The sequence below is a fragment of the Novosphingobium hassiacum genome, assembly GCF_014196055.1.
GTDB lineage: Bacteria > Pseudomonadota > Alphaproteobacteria > Sphingomonadales > Sphingomonadaceae > Novosphingobium > Novosphingobium hassiacum.
The window spans coordinates 879,381-895,286 of record NZ_JACICY010000001.1 but is presented as its reverse complement, the minus strand read 5'-3'; the positions used below and the strand labels follow the sequence as shown (position 1 = coordinate 895,286).

At 62.7% G+C, this 15,906-nt stretch carries 11 protein-coding genes; 3 read left to right on the top strand and 8 right to left on the bottom strand.

Annotated elements, in window-relative coordinates; genetic code table 11:
* Window positions 1-69 precede the first annotated feature (69 nt).
* Window positions 70-2,601, bottom strand: coding sequence for a TonB-dependent receptor (locus GGQ88_RS04395; RefSeq protein ID WP_246385434.1), 2,532 nt, complete (start codon window positions 2,599-2,601; stop codon window positions 70-72).
* A gap of 335 nt (window positions 2,602-2,936) precedes the next feature.
* On the bottom strand, window positions 2,937-3,731 hold the full coding sequence (locus tag GGQ88_RS04390; protein ID WP_183611841.1) for a metallophosphoesterase family protein: 795 nt from the start codon (window positions 3,729-3,731) through the stop codon (window positions 2,937-2,939).
* Window positions 3,732-3,981: 250 nt separating this feature from the next.
* Here GGQ88_RS04390 and GGQ88_RS04385 point away from each other — a divergent pair, with 250 nt between their 5' ends.
* A complete protein-coding gene (locus GGQ88_RS04385) occupies window positions 3,982-4,728 on the top strand; it encodes a TorF family putative porin (RefSeq protein ID WP_183611840.1) in 747 nt (248 codons plus the stop codon).
* Between the two features lie 90 nt (window positions 4,729-4,818).
* On the opposite strand, the gene GGQ88_RS04380 is transcribed toward GGQ88_RS04385, so the two are convergent.
* Entirely contained in the window at window positions 4,819-5,508 is a 690-nt protein-coding gene (locus GGQ88_RS04380; RefSeq protein ID WP_246385523.1) for an SIMPL domain-containing protein, read from the bottom strand.
* Between the two features lie 151 nt (window positions 5,509-5,659).
* Between GGQ88_RS04380 and GGQ88_RS04375 the strand changes: the two genes are divergently transcribed.
* Together GGQ88_RS04375 and GGQ88_RS04370 are read left to right on the top strand one after the other, a co-directional pair.
* A complete protein-coding gene (locus GGQ88_RS04375) occupies window positions 5,660-6,097 on the top strand; it encodes a VOC family protein (RefSeq protein WP_183611838.1) in 438 nt (145 codons plus the stop codon).
* A gap of 423 nt (window positions 6,098-6,520) precedes the next feature.
* Window positions 6,521-9,199, top strand: coding sequence for a TonB-dependent receptor (locus GGQ88_RS04370; protein ID WP_183611837.1), 2,679 nt, complete (start codon window positions 6,521-6,523; stop codon window positions 9,197-9,199).
* 135 nt (window positions 9,200-9,334) lie between these two features.
* Here GGQ88_RS04370 and GGQ88_RS04365 read toward each other — a convergent pair whose 3' ends face one another.
* From GGQ88_RS04365 to GGQ88_RS04345, 5 genes are read right to left on the bottom strand one after another with little or no spacing between them, the layout of a single operon-like run.
* Window positions 9,335-11,362: a tetratricopeptide repeat-containing sulfotransferase family protein gene (locus tag GGQ88_RS04365; RefSeq protein WP_183611836.1), complete on the bottom strand. Its 2,028-nt coding sequence runs from the start codon at window positions 11,360-11,362 to the stop codon at window positions 9,335-9,337.
* Complete coding sequence (gene qhpE / locus GGQ88_RS04360; RefSeq protein WP_183611835.1) at window positions 11,359-12,075, bottom strand: subtilisin-like serine protease QhpE; 717 nt, start codon at window positions 12,073-12,075, stop codon at window positions 11,359-11,361. Before qhpE ends, GGQ88_RS04365 begins: the two co-directional genes overlap by 4 nt.
* Complete coding sequence (locus tag GGQ88_RS04355) at window positions 12,068-13,774, bottom strand: ABC transporter ATP-binding protein (RefSeq protein ID WP_183611834.1); 1,707 nt, start codon at window positions 13,772-13,774, stop codon at window positions 12,068-12,070. Before GGQ88_RS04355 ends, qhpE begins: the two co-directional genes overlap by 8 nt.
* On the bottom strand, window positions 13,771-14,784 hold the full coding sequence (locus tag GGQ88_RS04350) for an NAD(P)/FAD-dependent oxidoreductase (protein ID WP_183611833.1): 1,014 nt from the start codon (window positions 14,782-14,784) through the stop codon (window positions 13,771-13,773). Before GGQ88_RS04350 ends, GGQ88_RS04355 begins: the two co-directional genes overlap by 4 nt.
* The gene (locus GGQ88_RS04345) at window positions 14,781-15,866 is read right to left on the bottom strand and encodes a YncE family protein (RefSeq protein WP_183611832.1); all 1,086 of its coding nucleotides are present in this window, start codon (window positions 15,864-15,866) and stop codon (window positions 14,781-14,783) included. Before GGQ88_RS04345 ends, GGQ88_RS04350 begins: the two co-directional genes overlap by 4 nt.
* Window positions 15,867-15,906: the final 40 nt, after the last annotated feature.

Below are 15,906 nucleotides of genomic sequence, written 5' to 3'. Positions count from 1 at the left end.
CAGCACATAACAAAAAAGCGCGGGAAGGTTGCCCCTACCGCGCTTTTTCTGTGTCAAATCAGCGTCAGATCAGAACTCGAAGTGTACCGAGCCGATTACCGTGCGGGGTGAGCCGATTTCGACCTGCGGGTTGTTCGATGCCGCAGGCTGCGTCGACAGGTTGCCGATGTAGAACTTGTCAAACAGGTTGATGACGTTGAGCTGGAAGTAGATTCCGCCCTTGTCGTTGACCTTGCCCAGGTTGAAACGCGCGTCGAGATCGACCGTGGTATAGGATGGCGCGATCACGTCGTTGATGTCGGTCAGGAAGCGGTCACCCACGTACTTGACCTGCGCGCCGACCGAAACCGGATCGTAATCGACCTGGACGCGGCCACCGACCTGCCACTTCGGCGTTTCGGCCACGAACTTGCCCTTGGTCGGTGAAAGCACGGTGCCCGTGGCCGACAACACGTCGTCCTTGAGTTCCGCGTTCGTGTACGAACCGAAAGCGTAGATCGAGAAGAAGTCGACCGGACGGATCGCCACGCTGCCGTCGAAGCCGTAGCTGCGCACCCGGCCGACGTTGCGGTCGAGGTTCAGCGTGCTGCCATCGTCAAGCAACACCTGCGACGATATGATGCGGTTCTTGTAGCTGATGTACCAGCCGGTCGCCTGGGCCTGAACCACGCGGCTGGTGTAGCGCGCGCCGAGGTCGAAGCTGTTGGTACGCTCTGGCTGGACCAGCGTGGTCGGCTGGATCTTCACGCCGTCGAACCCATAGAGGTTGTCGGTACGCGGGGCTGAGAAGCCCTGGCTGAAGCTGCCGAACACGTTCATCGAATCGGCGAACTTGTAGACGAAGCCGGCACTTGGCAGGACCGCGCTGTAGGCAACCTTGCGGGCGGCATATGGTGCGCCATAGGCCGGGTACTTGCTGGCGACGACGGCGGCGCTTTCCGAGGTGCAGTAGGCGTCGTTCGAGCTACCGGCGATGGTGTAGCAGTTGTTCGTCAGGTTGCGGCGGAAGAACGGAGCGCGCACGCCGAGCTGCACGGTCAGCGCATCGTCGAAGTACTTGCCGACGTATTCACCCGCGACCTGATGCAGGATCGCATAGGACAGGCGATCGCGCTTCTGCAGGATGTTGCCCGCTGCGTCTTTCACGCCCGACGCTTCATCGCCGCGACCGCCGAACACGCTGATCGGGTTGCCGAACGGGTCGAGACGGCTGGCCTCACCGGTCTGGCGATGCTTGGCGCGATCCCAGGTATAGGCGAGGCGGATCGTGTTCTCGGGCGACATTTCATACCGCAGCGACGCCGTGGCGCCGAGGCGGTGGGTGTTGGTGTTTGACGGGAAATAGAGGCGAACGAGATCGTTGAGATCGCCGTCCTTGTTGATGTCTACGCCCAGCGCGGTGCCAGCGCCGATGCGCGTGCCCTGACGGTTGTAGACGCCCGTAACGCTGCGGTTTGCGTCGGATTCGGCAAACACCGATGTGCCGCCACCGTTGGCCAGCGCATACTGGTAGCTGGCGTCGAGCGTGGCGGTCAGTTTGTCGCTGAGGTCAACGCGCGAATTGAAGCGAATGTTGCCGGTGTTCGAAGGATTGATCGCGGTGTTATAGAAGTTCGAGCAGGAGCTCGCGTCGCTCTGGCGACCGGGACCGCCCGTACCGCTCGGCAGCGAGCAATCGGCATCGTTGTTGAAGTTAAAGACGGTGTCCTGCTGTGCATCGGTCAGCTTGCCAAGATCGAGCGGCGCTGCGGGCGTAATGCCTGCCGCTGCCGGGATGGTGGCGGTGCCCAATAGCGTGCGCATGTCGTTCAAACCGACACGGCGGTAGAAGTTGTTGCGGTTGACGTTGTAGTTGGCCGCAAGGCTGACGAAATCGCTGCCGCCACCGAGGGGCTGATAGATGCGCGCGTTGTACTGCGCCTTGTTGAGTTCACCCGGACCACGAAACTGCTTGTAGGTGGTGTTGCTGGCCGAGATGAACGCGCGCGTACCGAAGGGGGTGAACACGCCGGTATCGATCACGCCGAACACGCGGTTGTAGTCGAACGTGCCGCGCGAATAGTTGACCGCTGCGCCGAGCTCTTCCTTGGGCAGGCGCGTGCGATAGTTGACGGTGCCACCGGCTGCGCTGGCGGTCGGGCTGTCGACATCGGTCGCGCCGAAGTTGACGTTGACCTGTTCGATCAGTTCGGAATCGAGCTGCTGGTTGGTGTAGAGCGCGTAGTTGCCCGAGTCATTGACCTGAACGCCGTCGAACGTGGCCGAGATACGCGCGCCGTCGAAGCCGCGGATGCGCAAGTTGCCGCCGCCCGCACCATAGGGGTCGGTGCTGGTGAAGTTGACGCCGGGGATGATGTTGATCGTGTCGAAGATCGCCTTGCCCGGGTTCTGGCGAGCAACCAGTTCCTGCGTCAGCACGGCCTTGGCCTTGGTCGTCTCGGGCGCCTTGATGCCGTTTACGGCAGCTTCGCCGCGCGCGCCGGTAACGACGATCGCTTCTTCGACGTCGACCGATCCGGTCGACTGCGCACTGGCAGTTCCCGCAAGCGAAACGCTGCCGATGGCAATCGTCGAAGCGGCAACCAGAAATCTCATTTGCATGTCTTGACCCCGTATGTGCGCCTTGTGGCGCGGTTGTGCCGGTAGAACTGGTCCGCATCGTTGGTCGATGCAGGACCGCGCGAATCATTGCTGGTTCCAACCTTCGTGGACGGCGCTAGCCGCCCGTGCAGGGCCTCAAAACCGGTTTCATGTGACACGTGAATGACGGTTTTTCCGGCTAGCTACCGGGGGTCTTGCAGCTACGTAACAATCTTACGCAAGCGGCGTCGGAGCGCATCTAAAAGTGCGTACCTGACGCGATCAGGCAAACGAATGGAAATATGTTGCACCGCGGCAACATCTGTTGAAATTTGCTGCGTTGCGGGAACCTTGGGTCAGGCTGCCGCGGGCTCGCTTGGTGCGATCAGCGCAGTTACGAACCATCGTTCGCCCCCTTCGAGCCCGAGTGCCGTAAGGCGGCCCGAGGCGAAGGCGCCGGTGTCGATGCCGATGCGGTTTTTGCGGATCACCGGTTCGTCGCTGATCGAATGGCCATGCACGACAACGTGGCTGTGCGGTGCGTCATGATCGAGGAATTCCCTGCGGATCCAGCGCATGTCGGGAACGATCTGGGCGTCGAGCGGGACGCCCGGGCGGATGCCGGCGTGGACGAACAGGTAATCGCCAAACACGATCTGGTTTTCCATGGACCGAATAAACGCGAGGTGGCGTTCGGGTATCAGTTCGCCCATCCTGTCGAACAGTGTCTCAAGCGTCGATCTGGAATATTCCTCGATCGACAGGCCGTAGCTGAACAGCGTTTCCTTGCCGCCATGGCGGAGAAAATGTCGCAAGGTTTCCGTGTTCTCGAGGCTGCCTAGCAGCATTTCCTCGTGGTTGCCCGCCAGGATCCGGACCTTGCCGCCCTGCGCCAGCTCGATCGCACGCTCGACCACGCCCCGGCTTTCGGGACCCCTGTCGACAAGATCGCCGAGCAGCACCAGCCAGGTGTCCGATGGCCCGCGAGTGGCATCGTCGGCAATAATCTTGTCGAGCAGCTGCTCGAACAGGTCGAGCCGGCCGTGGATGTCGCCGATCGCATAGATGCGCTGACCCTCCGGCACGAACGCCACTGGACATTCAGGCTCGGGCGTTGGCGGCGCGAATAGCGTTCGTAGCTTGGCTAACATGGACCCTCTTTAACCAAGGATATGGTTCCGGATTGTGCGGGTTGCAACAGGCGCGACCACCTGTAGCGACAACTGGTGCGCAAAAGACACAAATGGAAATCAATCAGACACAATGGGGCAACAAATGGCTTGTGCGTTGCAGCATGTGGCGGCACCTGTTGCTTCGTAGTCAAGAGCGCTTCCGGTATGAGAAGCGCCGACTGCAAGCAGGTGGGACGACGCGCTGAAGGAACAACAAAAGGATTTTGTTATGCGTACGTCCATCAAGGCCCTTCTGGCCTCGACCCTTATTGCTGCCGGTCTGGCTGCTACTCCTGCCATGGCGCAGGAAGAAGCCGCCGCAAGCGACATCACCATCACCGGCAACGTTGCTGCCGTGACCGACTATCGTTTCCGCGGCCTTTCGCTCTCGGGCGGTGACTTCGCGATCCAGGGTTCGATCGGCGTCAGCCACTCGAGCGGCTTCTACGTCGGCGCATGGGCTTCGAGCCTGGAAGATACGCCGGTCTACGGCAGCACCGAGCTTGACGTTTACGGCGGCTGGACCGGCGAAGTAACGCCCGGCCTGACCTTCGATGGCGGTCTGCTGTACTACGTCTACCCGAACGGCAACGTCGGCAAGGCCAACGTGTATGAGCCTTACGCCTCACTTTCGGCTGCTGTCGGCCCCGCAACCGTGAAGGTTGGCGCGGCTTACGCCTGGAAGCAGGACTCGCTTGGCGGTGACGACAACATCTATGTCTACACCGACCTTTCGGCTGCGATCCCTGAAACCCCGATCTCGGTTTCGGCACACCTCGGTTATGCCGATGGTGCGCAGTCGCCCAAGTTCCTGACCGGTGCCAGCACCGACGGCGGCTTCGACTACAACGTCGGCGCCAGCTATAACCTGACCAGCAAGCTCTCGGTCGGCGTCAGCTACGTTGGCGTTGACGGTCGCTCGATCGACAGCTTCTCGAACGATGCTGTCGTCGGCACGATCAAGCTCTCGTTCTGATCTGACGACTCTTCCGGTCCTTCGGGGCGGGAGACACAGAAGGCCCGCGCTGCTCATGCAGCGCGGGCTTTTCTGTTTTGTGGGTCTGTTTCAGCGTAAATAGAAGTCGATCGTGGTGACTACGCGAACCTTTTTGTAGGGGGTGTCCGAAACGCCCCAGCCGCCACCGCCATCGCCATCGCGCGCGGTGATCTCGAAGTAGCCCTGGGTCGCGTTCTTGATCCCGTCGACCGACGAGCCGCTGTCGCGCGCGAACTGTTCGGCCGCCGAGCGCGCGTCTTTGGTGGCGGCCGCGACCATCTCGGGCTTGATCGCGTTCAGCTTGGTGAAGGTGTAGGCCATTCCCGAGCCTTCCTCGAGCATGACCCCGCGCCGGACGAGGTCGAACTGGCGCTTCACCGCTTTCTGCGCGCGGTTCACGTCGGTGGTGCGCAAGGTCATCCGCTGGCGCACGGTGAAGCTGACCACCCCGTTGTTCGTCATGGTCTGGACGTTGACACCCGTCGGCTGCAGGGCATCGGCGGGAAAGCCCAGTTCGGCAAAGAACGCGCGGATCGATTGACTGTCGCGATCGACGCTCGCCTGTGCGCTGGCCATGTCGGGCGCGGTAGCAGAATAGGCCAGGGTCCAGGTGGCAAGGTCGGCGGTCACCTCGCGCTCGGCAAGGCCGCGCACTGTCACCGCGCGATCGGCGACCTTGGCACGGCGCAGGCCATCACCGATGAACCAGCCGCCGAGCACCAGCCCGATCGTCAGAATGCCGGCCGGCAGCAGCGCCATTGCGCTACGCGGTATGCGCGTGCGTGCAACCACTTGGGTCGGATCGTCGTTATCGCTATCATGGCCGCTCATCGTCATCTCCCTGCGCATTGCCTGCGATGAGTTGTGCGTTTTCGTCGATGAACCGATTTTGAACGGAGTGCTCGCGCGCGTGACCAAATTTCTCCACAGCATGATTCGGGTGACCGATCCCGACGCCACGATCGCCTTTTTCAAGCTGATCGGGCTTGAAGAAGTGCGTCGCATCTCTAGCGATCAGGGTCGCTTCACGCTGATCTTCCTGGCTGCTCCCGGTGAGGAGGGCGTTGCCGAGGTCGAACTGACCTGGAACTGGCCCCCAGCCGATGGCGCGGCAGGCGAGATCTACAGCGGCGGGCGCAACTTCGGGCACCTAGCCTACCGCGTCGATGATATTTACGCGACCTGCCAGCGCATCCTCGATGCCGGCCACGTGATCCACCGCCCCCCGCGCGATGGCCACATGGCATTCGTCAAATCGCCCGACGGAATATCAGTAGAACTGTTGCAGGACGGGCACCTGCCTCCGGCTGAGCCTTGGGCCAGCATGGAAAACACCGGAAACTGGTAACCAAGCGATAAGACAGGCGAGCATGCGGGCCGCGCGGGCAGATCGCCTGCGCGGCCCGTTGCCGTGCGTGCGACGGGCGTATTCCTCTATGCGCGAATTGCGTAGGCCCCCTTCCGAAAAGGAAGTTGACTCCATGTTGCCCTGCAGCATTATCAATCCCGGACGGGCGTCATAGAAGTTGACTAAAACCCGCCGGTCCATGGGGTAATACAGCACTATCTAACTTGCTTTGCGTCAGGCGGAGCGGGGCTGGTGACGGGTCGTCGCCGGTCGATGGCGGTTGCTTGCCTCAACAAGTTTGATCGCCTGCATGGCGATGAGAACTGTGCTGCAGTGCAGCGCAGCGGGTCATGCAACAGCGAAACGGGATGGGATCCTGAAGGTCGCGGGTCGCGCGCGTTTTCGGTTTAGGGGGTAAACGTAATGAAAAAGCAGGTTGCATTGAGGTCGCGAGCCATTCGGGCGCTGGGTGCCAGCACGATACTGGCCACGATGGTACTGCCGGCAAGTGCCTATGCCGCAGAAGCGGACGAGCAGGAGGCCATGGCCCCCGCTCCCGCCCCAGATCAGGCCGAAGACCAGAGCGGAACCGGCCTTGGCGAGATCATCGTTACCGCCACGCGCGACGCGACATCGATCCAGAAGGTGCCGATCTCGATGCAGGCGCTGAGCGGGGACGTACTTCAGCAGCGCCAGATCAACGGCATAAGCGATTTCACGGCCCTGCTGCCCTCAGTGACCATTGCCGGTATCGGACCTGGTCGTGTAACCCCGTATTTCCGCGGCATCGTGCCCGCAGGCGGAGCCTATGCATCTGTCGGCTACTACCTCGACGATATTCCGATCACCGGCACCGGTCTGCCAGATATCCAGTCGTACGACATGGAGCGCGTCGAAGCGCTTTCCGGTCCGCAGGGTACGCTTTACGGCGCTGGTTCGCTGGCCGGCACCATTCGTATCATCACGAAAAAGCCGAAGCTCGACCTCTTTGAAATGGGCTACGATGCCGAGGTCAACAAGTACGGCAAGGGTGATTTCGGCGGAAAGTATCAGACTTACATCAACGTGCCGATCGCCAACAATATCGCGGTTCGCGCGATGGGCTTCTACCGTAAGGATGGCGGCTACATCGACAATACGCCTAACAATGGCAAGTTCAACGATGGTCGCCCTTCCGTATTGAGCCTGGGCGATGACAACCCCGCAACAAGCTTCACACTCGACAACTCAGCCATTGCGCAAGACGATTACAACACGATCGAAGCTTATGGCGGCCGTCTGCAAGTGCTGTGGGAGCCCGCCGACGACTGGTCGGTAATGCCGCAAATCACGGCGCAAAAGCAGATTGCGAACGGCTATTTTGGCTTCGATCCGCGCGTTGGCGATCTTGAGGTTCACGATTACGATACCACCAAGCAAAACGACAAATGGTATCAGGCATCGCTTACGATCAATGGACACATCGGCGATTTCAATATCGTCTCGGCGACCGGCTATTATCAACGCCAGATCAAGCTGCTGAACGACTACACCTACTACACGGTGACATATGACGCTTTCGGGCCCGGTTACGAAAACTACCTGCAGTTCTTCGACAAGAACGGCTGCACGGGTTCGGGCGCGACCTTGAAGTGTTCGAACCTGATCAACCCGACACAGTTTTATCGTGGCTTACGCAACGAAAAGAAATTTACGCAGGAATTGCGCATCAAGACGCCATCATCGTGGCCTTTCGATGTCACGCTTGGCGCATTCTATCATCGCCAGAAGAACGAGGTTAATAACTATTACAGCATCCACGGTCTGGACAAGATCGTCGGATACACCGAATCCGGCGCTGATCCGGCTGGCTTTGGCATTCCCACCAGCCAAGGCGGTTCCATGATCCTGGGATCGCCCGCAGTGAAGAACGATGGCTTCTACATCAACGAGAACAACAATAATTATAAGGACTACGCCTTCTTCGCCGAAGGGCACTACAACATCACACCCACACTCAAGCTGACGGGTGGCATCCGCTTCTTCTGGACCGAATTCGACACGCGCGGTTTTGCCGGTGTCAGAGGGTCGGCAATCGCTGCACCGTCGGTGTTCGTGCCCACAGGCGCGATCGGTTGCCCGTTGCCTTTGCCCCAGGATCGCCTGACGTGCCTCAACTCGAACCGCACGGCTGCGGATAACGTAGGGCGCTACAAGGAAAATGGCGAAACCCACAAGGTCGCGCTTAACTGGGAGTTTGCCGACTCCAAGATGCTGTTCCTGAACTATTCGACGGGCTTCCGTCCGGGTGGCTACAACCGTCCGTTGCGCATCCGCGCTGCCGGCGGCCTGCCCCAGGTTATTGTGGCGGCTCCCGCGTTCAAGTCTGAAACGCTGACCAACTATGAAATCGGCATCAAGACGACGTGGAACAATATGTTCCGGTTCAACGCCGCAATCTATCGCGAGGACTGGACCAACATCCAGTACGGCGTCGTCGTGGCGGGTGCACAGGGCGCGGGCTACACAGGCAATGCAGGCACAGCGCGCGTTTACGGCATCGAATACGATTCGGACTTGAAGCTAGGCGACATCACGTTCTCGACGTCAGGTGCCTACAATGACGGCAAATTGAAGGGTGATTTCTGCAACTTCATCGCAGATCGCGCCAACCTGACGATTACGCAGCTTGCGTCCTGCGCCGTGGGCACGCCTGTACCGGGCACCAACGGCCAGACCTCGTCGGTGGCGGCCGTCGATGGCACCCGGCTGCCGCGTCAGCCAAAGTTCAAGGGCACCACATCGGTCCGTTATGCAACGACGATGGGTGAAATGGATGCCTACATTCAGGGTGCGGCACTCTACCAGACCGGTGCCACGCAGGATCTGAACGTCGACCAGAATGCGCTGTTCGGCAACACGCCCGGGTTCGTCAGCTTCGACTTCTCGGCGGGCATCAAAAAGGAAACCTGGTCGCTCGACGTGTTCCTCCAGAACGCTTTCGACAAGCGCGGCCAGCTTACCAAGAACACCTTCTGCTCAATCGACTTCTGCTCGGGTTCCTCGCGAACCTTCATCATCAAGCCGCAGTTCTTTGGCATCCGCTGGGGCCAGAAGTACTGATCAACCAACTTACCACCCTGCGTAAGGCAACCTCGACACCCACGGGAGACCGTGGGTGTCTTTTTGTGTGGCGCAGGCGCAAAAAGCCCCCTCCTCTTCAGAGGAGGGGGAAGAAGCGTCGCCTAATTGCGAAGATCAGTCCGCAGGTGCGTCCGGGTAGGCAGGCAGCACCGGCCCCAGCGCCTCGACCAGCGGCCCCAGCCACGGCTCGTAGTTGCGCCATTGGTCGAGCCCGTCGCGGAAGATCGGTTTGCGTACCTGTTCGGAACTGGCGGTGCGCACCGCGCGGTCATTGTTGTAGAATTCGAGGCAGCCTGCCTCAAACGGCAGGCCTAGATAGGCGAGCACGCGGCGCACTTGCGCTTCGGTATCGGCCACCATGTCCTCGTAGATCACGCGGTGGACCGAACCGGGTGCGGCGCGATCGTAGTCGGCCATCAGCCCCACATAATCGCGATAGTACCGGCCGATCTCGGTCAGGTCGTACGTGAACGTCTGCCCGCGCGCGAAGTGCTGCTTCCATCCCGAAAGGCAGCACGACAGCGGATTGCGGCGCGCGTCGATGATCTTCGCGTTGGGCAGGATCAGCTTGATCAGGCCGACGTGCTGCCAGTTGTTGGGCATCTTGTCGACGAAGCGCGGCCGGTCGGTCTGGCGATGGACGCGCGTTCGCTCGATATATTCCTCGCCCAGTCGCGTGCGGTCCGCGGGGGTGAGCGAGGCGATCATCGTGGCGAAATCGGCAAACTCGCCTTCGTCGATGCGTGATTGCAGGCGGGCTGCGATCATCATCATGTCGGGCAGCTCCATCGTGCCCTCGATCTGGCTGTGGCTCGCAAGGATCTGCTCGACCAGCGTCGAGCCGGAGCGCGGCAGGCCGACCACGAAGATCGGGTCAGGGGCGGGACAGCCGCTGTCACCCCTTTGCGCGATGAACGCCGATGTGAACGTTTCGGCAGCCGCGCGCACTTCGCCGCTGAAGTCCTCGGCGTCGTGGAGCACCATCGTCCGGCGCAGGGCGTTGCCGCTTTCGTAGTGCGCGAAGGACGCCGGGTAGTCCTTGGCATCCTCGAACGCCTTGCCTAGCGAGAAGTGCAGGTGGAACACGTCCTCCTTGCGCTCCTCGACCTGGCCCGCGAGCGAGGTGAGCGCCGCTTCCATTGCCGCGATGTCTTCCGCGCCCAGCTTGACCGTCTTGAGGTTGGCAAGGCTCCACCACGCCTCGCCCATCGTCGGCTGACGGGTCACCGCCTCCCGGTATGCGGCCACGGCTTCGTCCTGCACGCCCAGCGTCTTCAGGACATGGCCGAGGTTCTGCCACACTTGCGGCTGATCGGGCTGCGCGGCGAGCAGCTCAAAGTAGAGCCCGCGCGCGCGCTCCTGCTGGCCCAGTTTGACCAGCACCGAGGCGAGGATCAGCCGGTGTCCCGGCGACTGCACCGGCGATCCGGTTAGCACTTCGGCATGGGCCAGCGCTTCGGGGAGGCGGTTGGTCTGCATCAGCAGGCGGATCAGAAAATCGCGGGCAAGGTCGAACCCGGGAGCCGTCGTCACTGCGCGCTCGACCAGTTCCAGCGCGGCGGTCATGTCTCCGCGCCGCCACGCGATTTCGCCGAGCATCCGGCACGCGGGCGGATCGTCGGGAAGGCGCTGGAGGCGCAACTTCAACTGGGCTTCGGCCTCGTCGAGCTGGCCGTCGTTGACCGCCGTTGCGGCCTTGAGCAGTTCGGCATCGTGCGACGAGGCGAAGACGCCCGACAAGTCCGCGCGCCACGCATCGGCATCCTCGCCCAGCTTGCGCAAGGTGCGCGCCAGCAGGAACCAGCCCGCCGGAATGCTCGGCTGGACTTGCGTCAGCGCGTGGAGGGCTGCAACCGCGCGTGGATTATCGCCGAGTTCGGCGGCTAGATCGCCCAGCTCCCACAGCACAGCAGGGACGCGCGCATTGGCGCGTGCGAGGGCATCCAGGCGGGGCAGGGCCTGCTTGCCCTTGCCCATCCGCCGCAGAGCGCGCGCGGCCAGAAATTCAGCCGGGGGGTAGCCCGGTGCCTGCCGGAGGATCGCATCGACCTTGTTCAGCGCCAGATGCGGCTGCTTTTCCAGCAGACTTTCCGCCTCGGCCATGGCGATCTTCGGAGGTGCGAGACGGGTCTGCTGGATCATGCCTCCTGTCTAGGGCGCGGCTCGGCCTCGGCGTGTACGCGATTCAGCGCAAGGGCTTCGAGAACGGTAGCCGGGGTTAACGGCTTTGCGGCGCTATTGGCCGCGATCCAGCCGGCGACTTGCGCCACGGCAAAGCTGATCCCGTAGAGGTTGCGCCGTTGCGGTACGCCCGGGATAGGGCGCGGATAGCCCGAGGCCATGACCACGAGTCCTCCCGGGTCGAGGCAAGGTTGCCCGCGCGGGATGTCCCAATCGAGCCCGACGCCGAGAACCTGTGGCAGGCATCCCGGCCAGCACGGCTCGCCCTGCGCCTCGCGCGCAGCAACGATCAATGCGCCCGCTGCTGCGGCTTCATCGGCAAGCGCGGCGAAGACTTCGGCATGGGCGGGGTTGGTGGTGCCGAGGCTGAGGTTGATCAGATCGACGCGCGCCTCGATCGCGCAGCGGATGCCGCCCGCCAGTGCGCGCGCACTGGCGCGCAGGCCGTCGCGGAACACCCGGATCGGCAGGACCAGCGCGTCGGGTGCCTGCTCCTGAATGGCGGCGGTGACGGCAGTGCCGTGGCCGAGTTTGTCAAGCGCGTCTTCTTCGCCGCGCAGCACGGTGCCGTCTGCCAGCACGCTAAGGCCGGGCAGCAGGCGGGCGGCATTGATATGCGGATGCGTGGGGTGGACGCCGCTGTCGATCACCGCGATGCGCAAGGGCTCAGCCATGGACGCTCACCTGCGGCGCGATCGTTGCTTGGCCATGGTCGAGCCGGATCACGTGATCGGCCATCTCGGCAAGTGCGGGTTTGTGGGTGATGACGATTAGCGTGGCGCGCGGCAGCGCGCGGCGCAGGCCACGGGCGACCACCATTTCGGTGGCCTCATCCAGTGCGGCGGTGGGCTCGTCGAGGATCAGCACATCGGGCTTGCGCAGCAGCGCGCGGGCGATGGCGATGCGATGGCGTTCGCCCGCCGAAAGTGACAACCCGCGCTCTCCGGTGCGTGTGGCGAGACCATCGGGCAGGCGCGCGGTCAGCGTATCGAGACCGGCGGCGCTGGCGGCGGCTTCGATCTCACTCGGCGTTGCGTCGGGACGGGCGAAGGCGATGTTCTGCGCGATCGTGGCGTTGAACAGGAAGGGGCTCTGATCGACGAGCAATACGCGGGCGCGCAGGTCGGCCAGCGACACCGCGCGCAAGTCGGTGCCGTCGATCGTTATGCTGCCCGCAACCGGATCGTGGAAGCGGACCAGCAGGTCGGCGAGCGTCGATTTGCCCGCGCCCGAAGGCCCTAGGATCGCGGTCATCATGCTTGCGGGAATGACGATGTCGACATTGCGCAGAACCGGTTCGCGCCCGTGGTCCATCGACACGTTTTCGAGCCGGATCTCGCGCTTCACGGCGGGCAGGGCCTTTGGCGCGGACGCTTCGACCACTTCGGGCGCAGTGTCGAACAGTTCGAAGATCCGCGCCAGAGCGACGCGCGCGGTCGCGAGGCCCGCAGTCAGGCCCATCAGCGCCTGCACCGGGCCGAGCAGTCGTCCGTGATAAGTGATGAAGGCTACCAGCGCGCCGATGGTCATCGTGCCGTCGATGATCTGCTTGCCGCCATAGATCATCACCGCCGCGCTCGACGCGGTGACGATCGTTCCGGGCAGCGCGCCGGTCATGAACGACACGGTCTGCATCCGCAGCATCGTGGCGATGAAGCCGCCATTGGCCGCGCGGAAACGCTCGGCCTCGTGAGCTTCGGCGCCCAGCGTGTTGACCGTGCGCATGCCCACGATCGTATCGACCAGCAGGCTGCCGATGTCGGCCCCGCTTTCGCGCATCTGGCGCGAGAGGTCGGTCATGCGGCGCTGGAAGTGGAGGAAGCTGGCGACGGCTGCAGGGACCAGCACCGTGCCGACCAGGAACAGCTTCCAGTCGAGCCAGAGCATCATCGCGACGCTGCCGACAAAGAACAGCACGTTGCTGACGACCGAAAGCAGCGTATCGCCGACGACGCGCTGGACGTCGGAAACGTCGCTGTTCAGCCGCGACATCAGGTCGCCCAGCCGGAACGAGCCGTAGAAGCGTGGACTGAGTGTCTGCAGGTGACGCAGCAGCGCGACGCGCATGTCGAACAGCATCGCGGCTGAAATCGCGACATAGCGGTAGGACACCAGCGCGTTGACCGCGAACCCGCCGACCGTCGCGCCGACCATCAGCGCGGCGATTTTCAGCAGCATGTCCCAGTCGCGCTTGATCAGCGCCTCGTCGATCATCAGCTTCGAGATCAGCGGCTGCGCCAGCGTCAACCCGGTCGCGATCAGGCTGGCGAGCAGGACCAGCATGAGGCGGGGGGCATAGGGTTTGAGCCATGGCCACAGCCTACCGTACGTGGTCCACGGCGCGATCTTCGGGGCTGGGGGTGGGACGCTCATGCAGCGAGGTCCCGGCGGACCAGATCGAAGCCGTGCAGGGCAAAGCGCGGCTCGGGCATCGTTGCGAGCCGTTCGGTGCACCAGTCGTAGCCTGCGCGCGCGGCGGTATATTGCTCGCGCCACCAGTGCGCCGACCCCGCGCCGCCGTAAAACGGCAGCGACAGTTGCAGATGGCGGCGCATCGCGGCGAGCAGCATCGAGTTGTAGTGCATCGTCAACGCAGCCGGGTCTTCGCCGCGCGACAGGGCGGTGACGACTGCGCTCGCCAGGATCGCCTCACGCGTGGCCTGCGCGGTGCCGTCGCCGCAGATCGGGTCGAAGGCAAGCGCCGCTGTGCCGCAGGCGAGCCAGCCGTCGCCAGCCAGGTGTTCGAGCATGCGGGGCGAGGTGTCGAATGCCGGCCCGGCGCTGCCGATCGTGTCGATCAGCGGTGCAATCATCGGGGCCTGCGTTGCCAAGGCCTCGGGCGTGTCGCCCACCGCGAGCAGCCACGCGCCGCCGCTGCCATCGGGGATCAGGAACAGCCAGCCGCCCTCGACGGCTTCGATCCAGCATGTTGCGGGCGGGGCGTCTGCGGCCAGCATCACCCGTGCGGTCATCGAAAGTCGTTCACCGAACCGTTGACGCTTTTCCACCGGGAACGGTGACATGCCGTGGAGCGTCATCAAGGCCTTGGTTTCGCCCGATGTTGGATGGTTTTTCCGGGGAAGCATATCGAGAACAGCGTTCAGGTCGTCCTCGCTGACGACGACTGCGCCATGGGGCATTTCAACCGGATCGCCCGTACCCCAGCGCACCACGCGGCGCTCTATCCGGGTCTTGTTGGCGAACATCTGCGGCTGATCATGGACGTCGCGCAGCAGCGCCAGCGCCGGGTCGCTCAACATGATGACCGGGACCGGGCGACGCGTGCCCGGTTCGTGATCGACCGCCAGCCCTGCACGGTGCATCAGGTGCGCGGCGGTCGACACCGCCACGCCCCTTCCACGCAGGATCACACGATCCGTCACTGGGTAATGATCATCCCCGCGCCGGTCGTGTCATTGCCGAGATCGACGGTCTTGATGTGCTGCAGCGTTTGCGCATCGTACATCTCGATGTCGTAGCTTGCGCCATAGATGTAGAGCATCTTGCCATCGCCCGAGAGGCCGAACTGAAAGCGTGAGCGACAGGGGAATTCGGCCTTGTTCTTGACCAGGTTGGTGGTCAGGTCGAAGTGCCAGAATTCGCAGCGTTTGTTGCCGACCTTCTCCTGCGTAACGACGGTCCAGCCTTCCTTCATATCAGCCGAAACCTGCAGTCCGGCCATTCCGCCGAGCGGGGCCGGGCCAACTGGGCGGAAATCGAAGGCCTTGGTTGCCAAATTGAAGCGGCCCACACCGAAGATCTTGTTGCGGATGTACGGGTCCTGCGCGTTGAACAGCGAGACGTACTCGTTGGGATTGCGCAGCGTTTCCACGCCGCCGCCGAAGCTGACGCCTTCGATGCCGGTCGCTTCTGGCTTGGAAAATTCGAGGCGGTCCTTGACCTTGAGTTCGCCGGTATCGATCACCAGCACCTTGTCGCGGATCAGAAACAGCGTCTTGCCATCGGCGGACAGCATGTAGTTGCCGCGCCCCGCGCCATTGCGGACGTCTTCGTCCGGCACATCGGCGGTGCGGACCACGGCCTTCTTCTGCAGATCGATCACGCCGAACATCTGCGGGCTGACGGTGTAGCGGTCGTTCAGCTTTTCGAACTTCTGGATCATCGTGTAGAAAAAGCGGCCCGTCGGATCGGGCACGCCACCGTTGAAGCGGTAGCGCACAGTCGGTGTGTTGAGACTGAAGGAATTGACGACCTTCTTGGTCTTGGTGTCAATCACCTCGATCCCGCTGGTGGTGATCGTGGTGACGTAGATCTTCGACTTGTCGTTCGACAGACGCATCGAGGTCGGCAGGCCCGAAGCCAGCGTGATGCGGTCTTTGATCGCACCGGACGCCTCGTCCATCACCAGCATCTTGTCGGGGTAGGACCCCATGAACAGGGTCGATGCATGCGCGGCGGTCGATCCGGCAAGCAGGGCAGCAACGAACAGGCCGAGTTTCTTCATGGCAACGCTCTTCCGGTCAGGATGGTCGGGCAGGGCAGGC

Excerpts from the sequence above, each read along its gene's own strand:
- GGQ88_RS04345 (WP_183611832.1), bottom strand. The coding sequence starts at position 15,866 with ATGAAGAAACTCGGCCTGTTCGTTGCTGCCCTGCTTGCCGGATCGACC.
- GGQ88_RS04390 (WP_183611841.1), bottom strand. The coding sequence starts at position 3,731 with ATGTTAGCCAAGCTACGAACGCTATTCGCGCCGCCAACGCCCGAGCCT.
- GGQ88_RS04385 (WP_183611840.1), top strand. The coding sequence starts at position 3,982 with ATGCGTACGTCCATCAAGGCCCTTCTGGCCTCGACCCTTATTGCTGCC.
- GGQ88_RS04395 (WP_246385434.1), bottom strand. The coding sequence starts at position 2,601 with ATGCAAATGAGATTTCTGGTTGCCGCTTCGACGATTGCCATCGGCAGC.
- qhpE (WP_183611835.1), bottom strand. The coding sequence starts at position 12,075 with ATGGCTGAGCCCTTGCGCATCGCGGTGATCGACAGCGGCGTCCACCCC.
- GGQ88_RS04380 (WP_246385523.1), bottom strand. The coding sequence starts at position 5,508 with ATGGCGCTGCTGCCGGCCGGCATTCTGACGATCGGGCTGGTGCTCGGC.
- GGQ88_RS04370 (WP_183611837.1), top strand. The coding sequence starts at position 6,521 with ATGAAAAAGCAGGTTGCATTGAGGTCGCGAGCCATTCGGGCGCTGGGT.
- GGQ88_RS04365 (WP_183611836.1), bottom strand. The coding sequence starts at position 11,362 with ATGATCCAGCAGACCCGTCTCGCACCTCCGAAGATCGCCATGGCCGAG.
- GGQ88_RS04355 (WP_183611834.1), bottom strand. The coding sequence starts at position 13,774 with ATGAGCGTCCCACCCCCAGCCCCGAAGATCGCGCCGTGGACCACGTAC.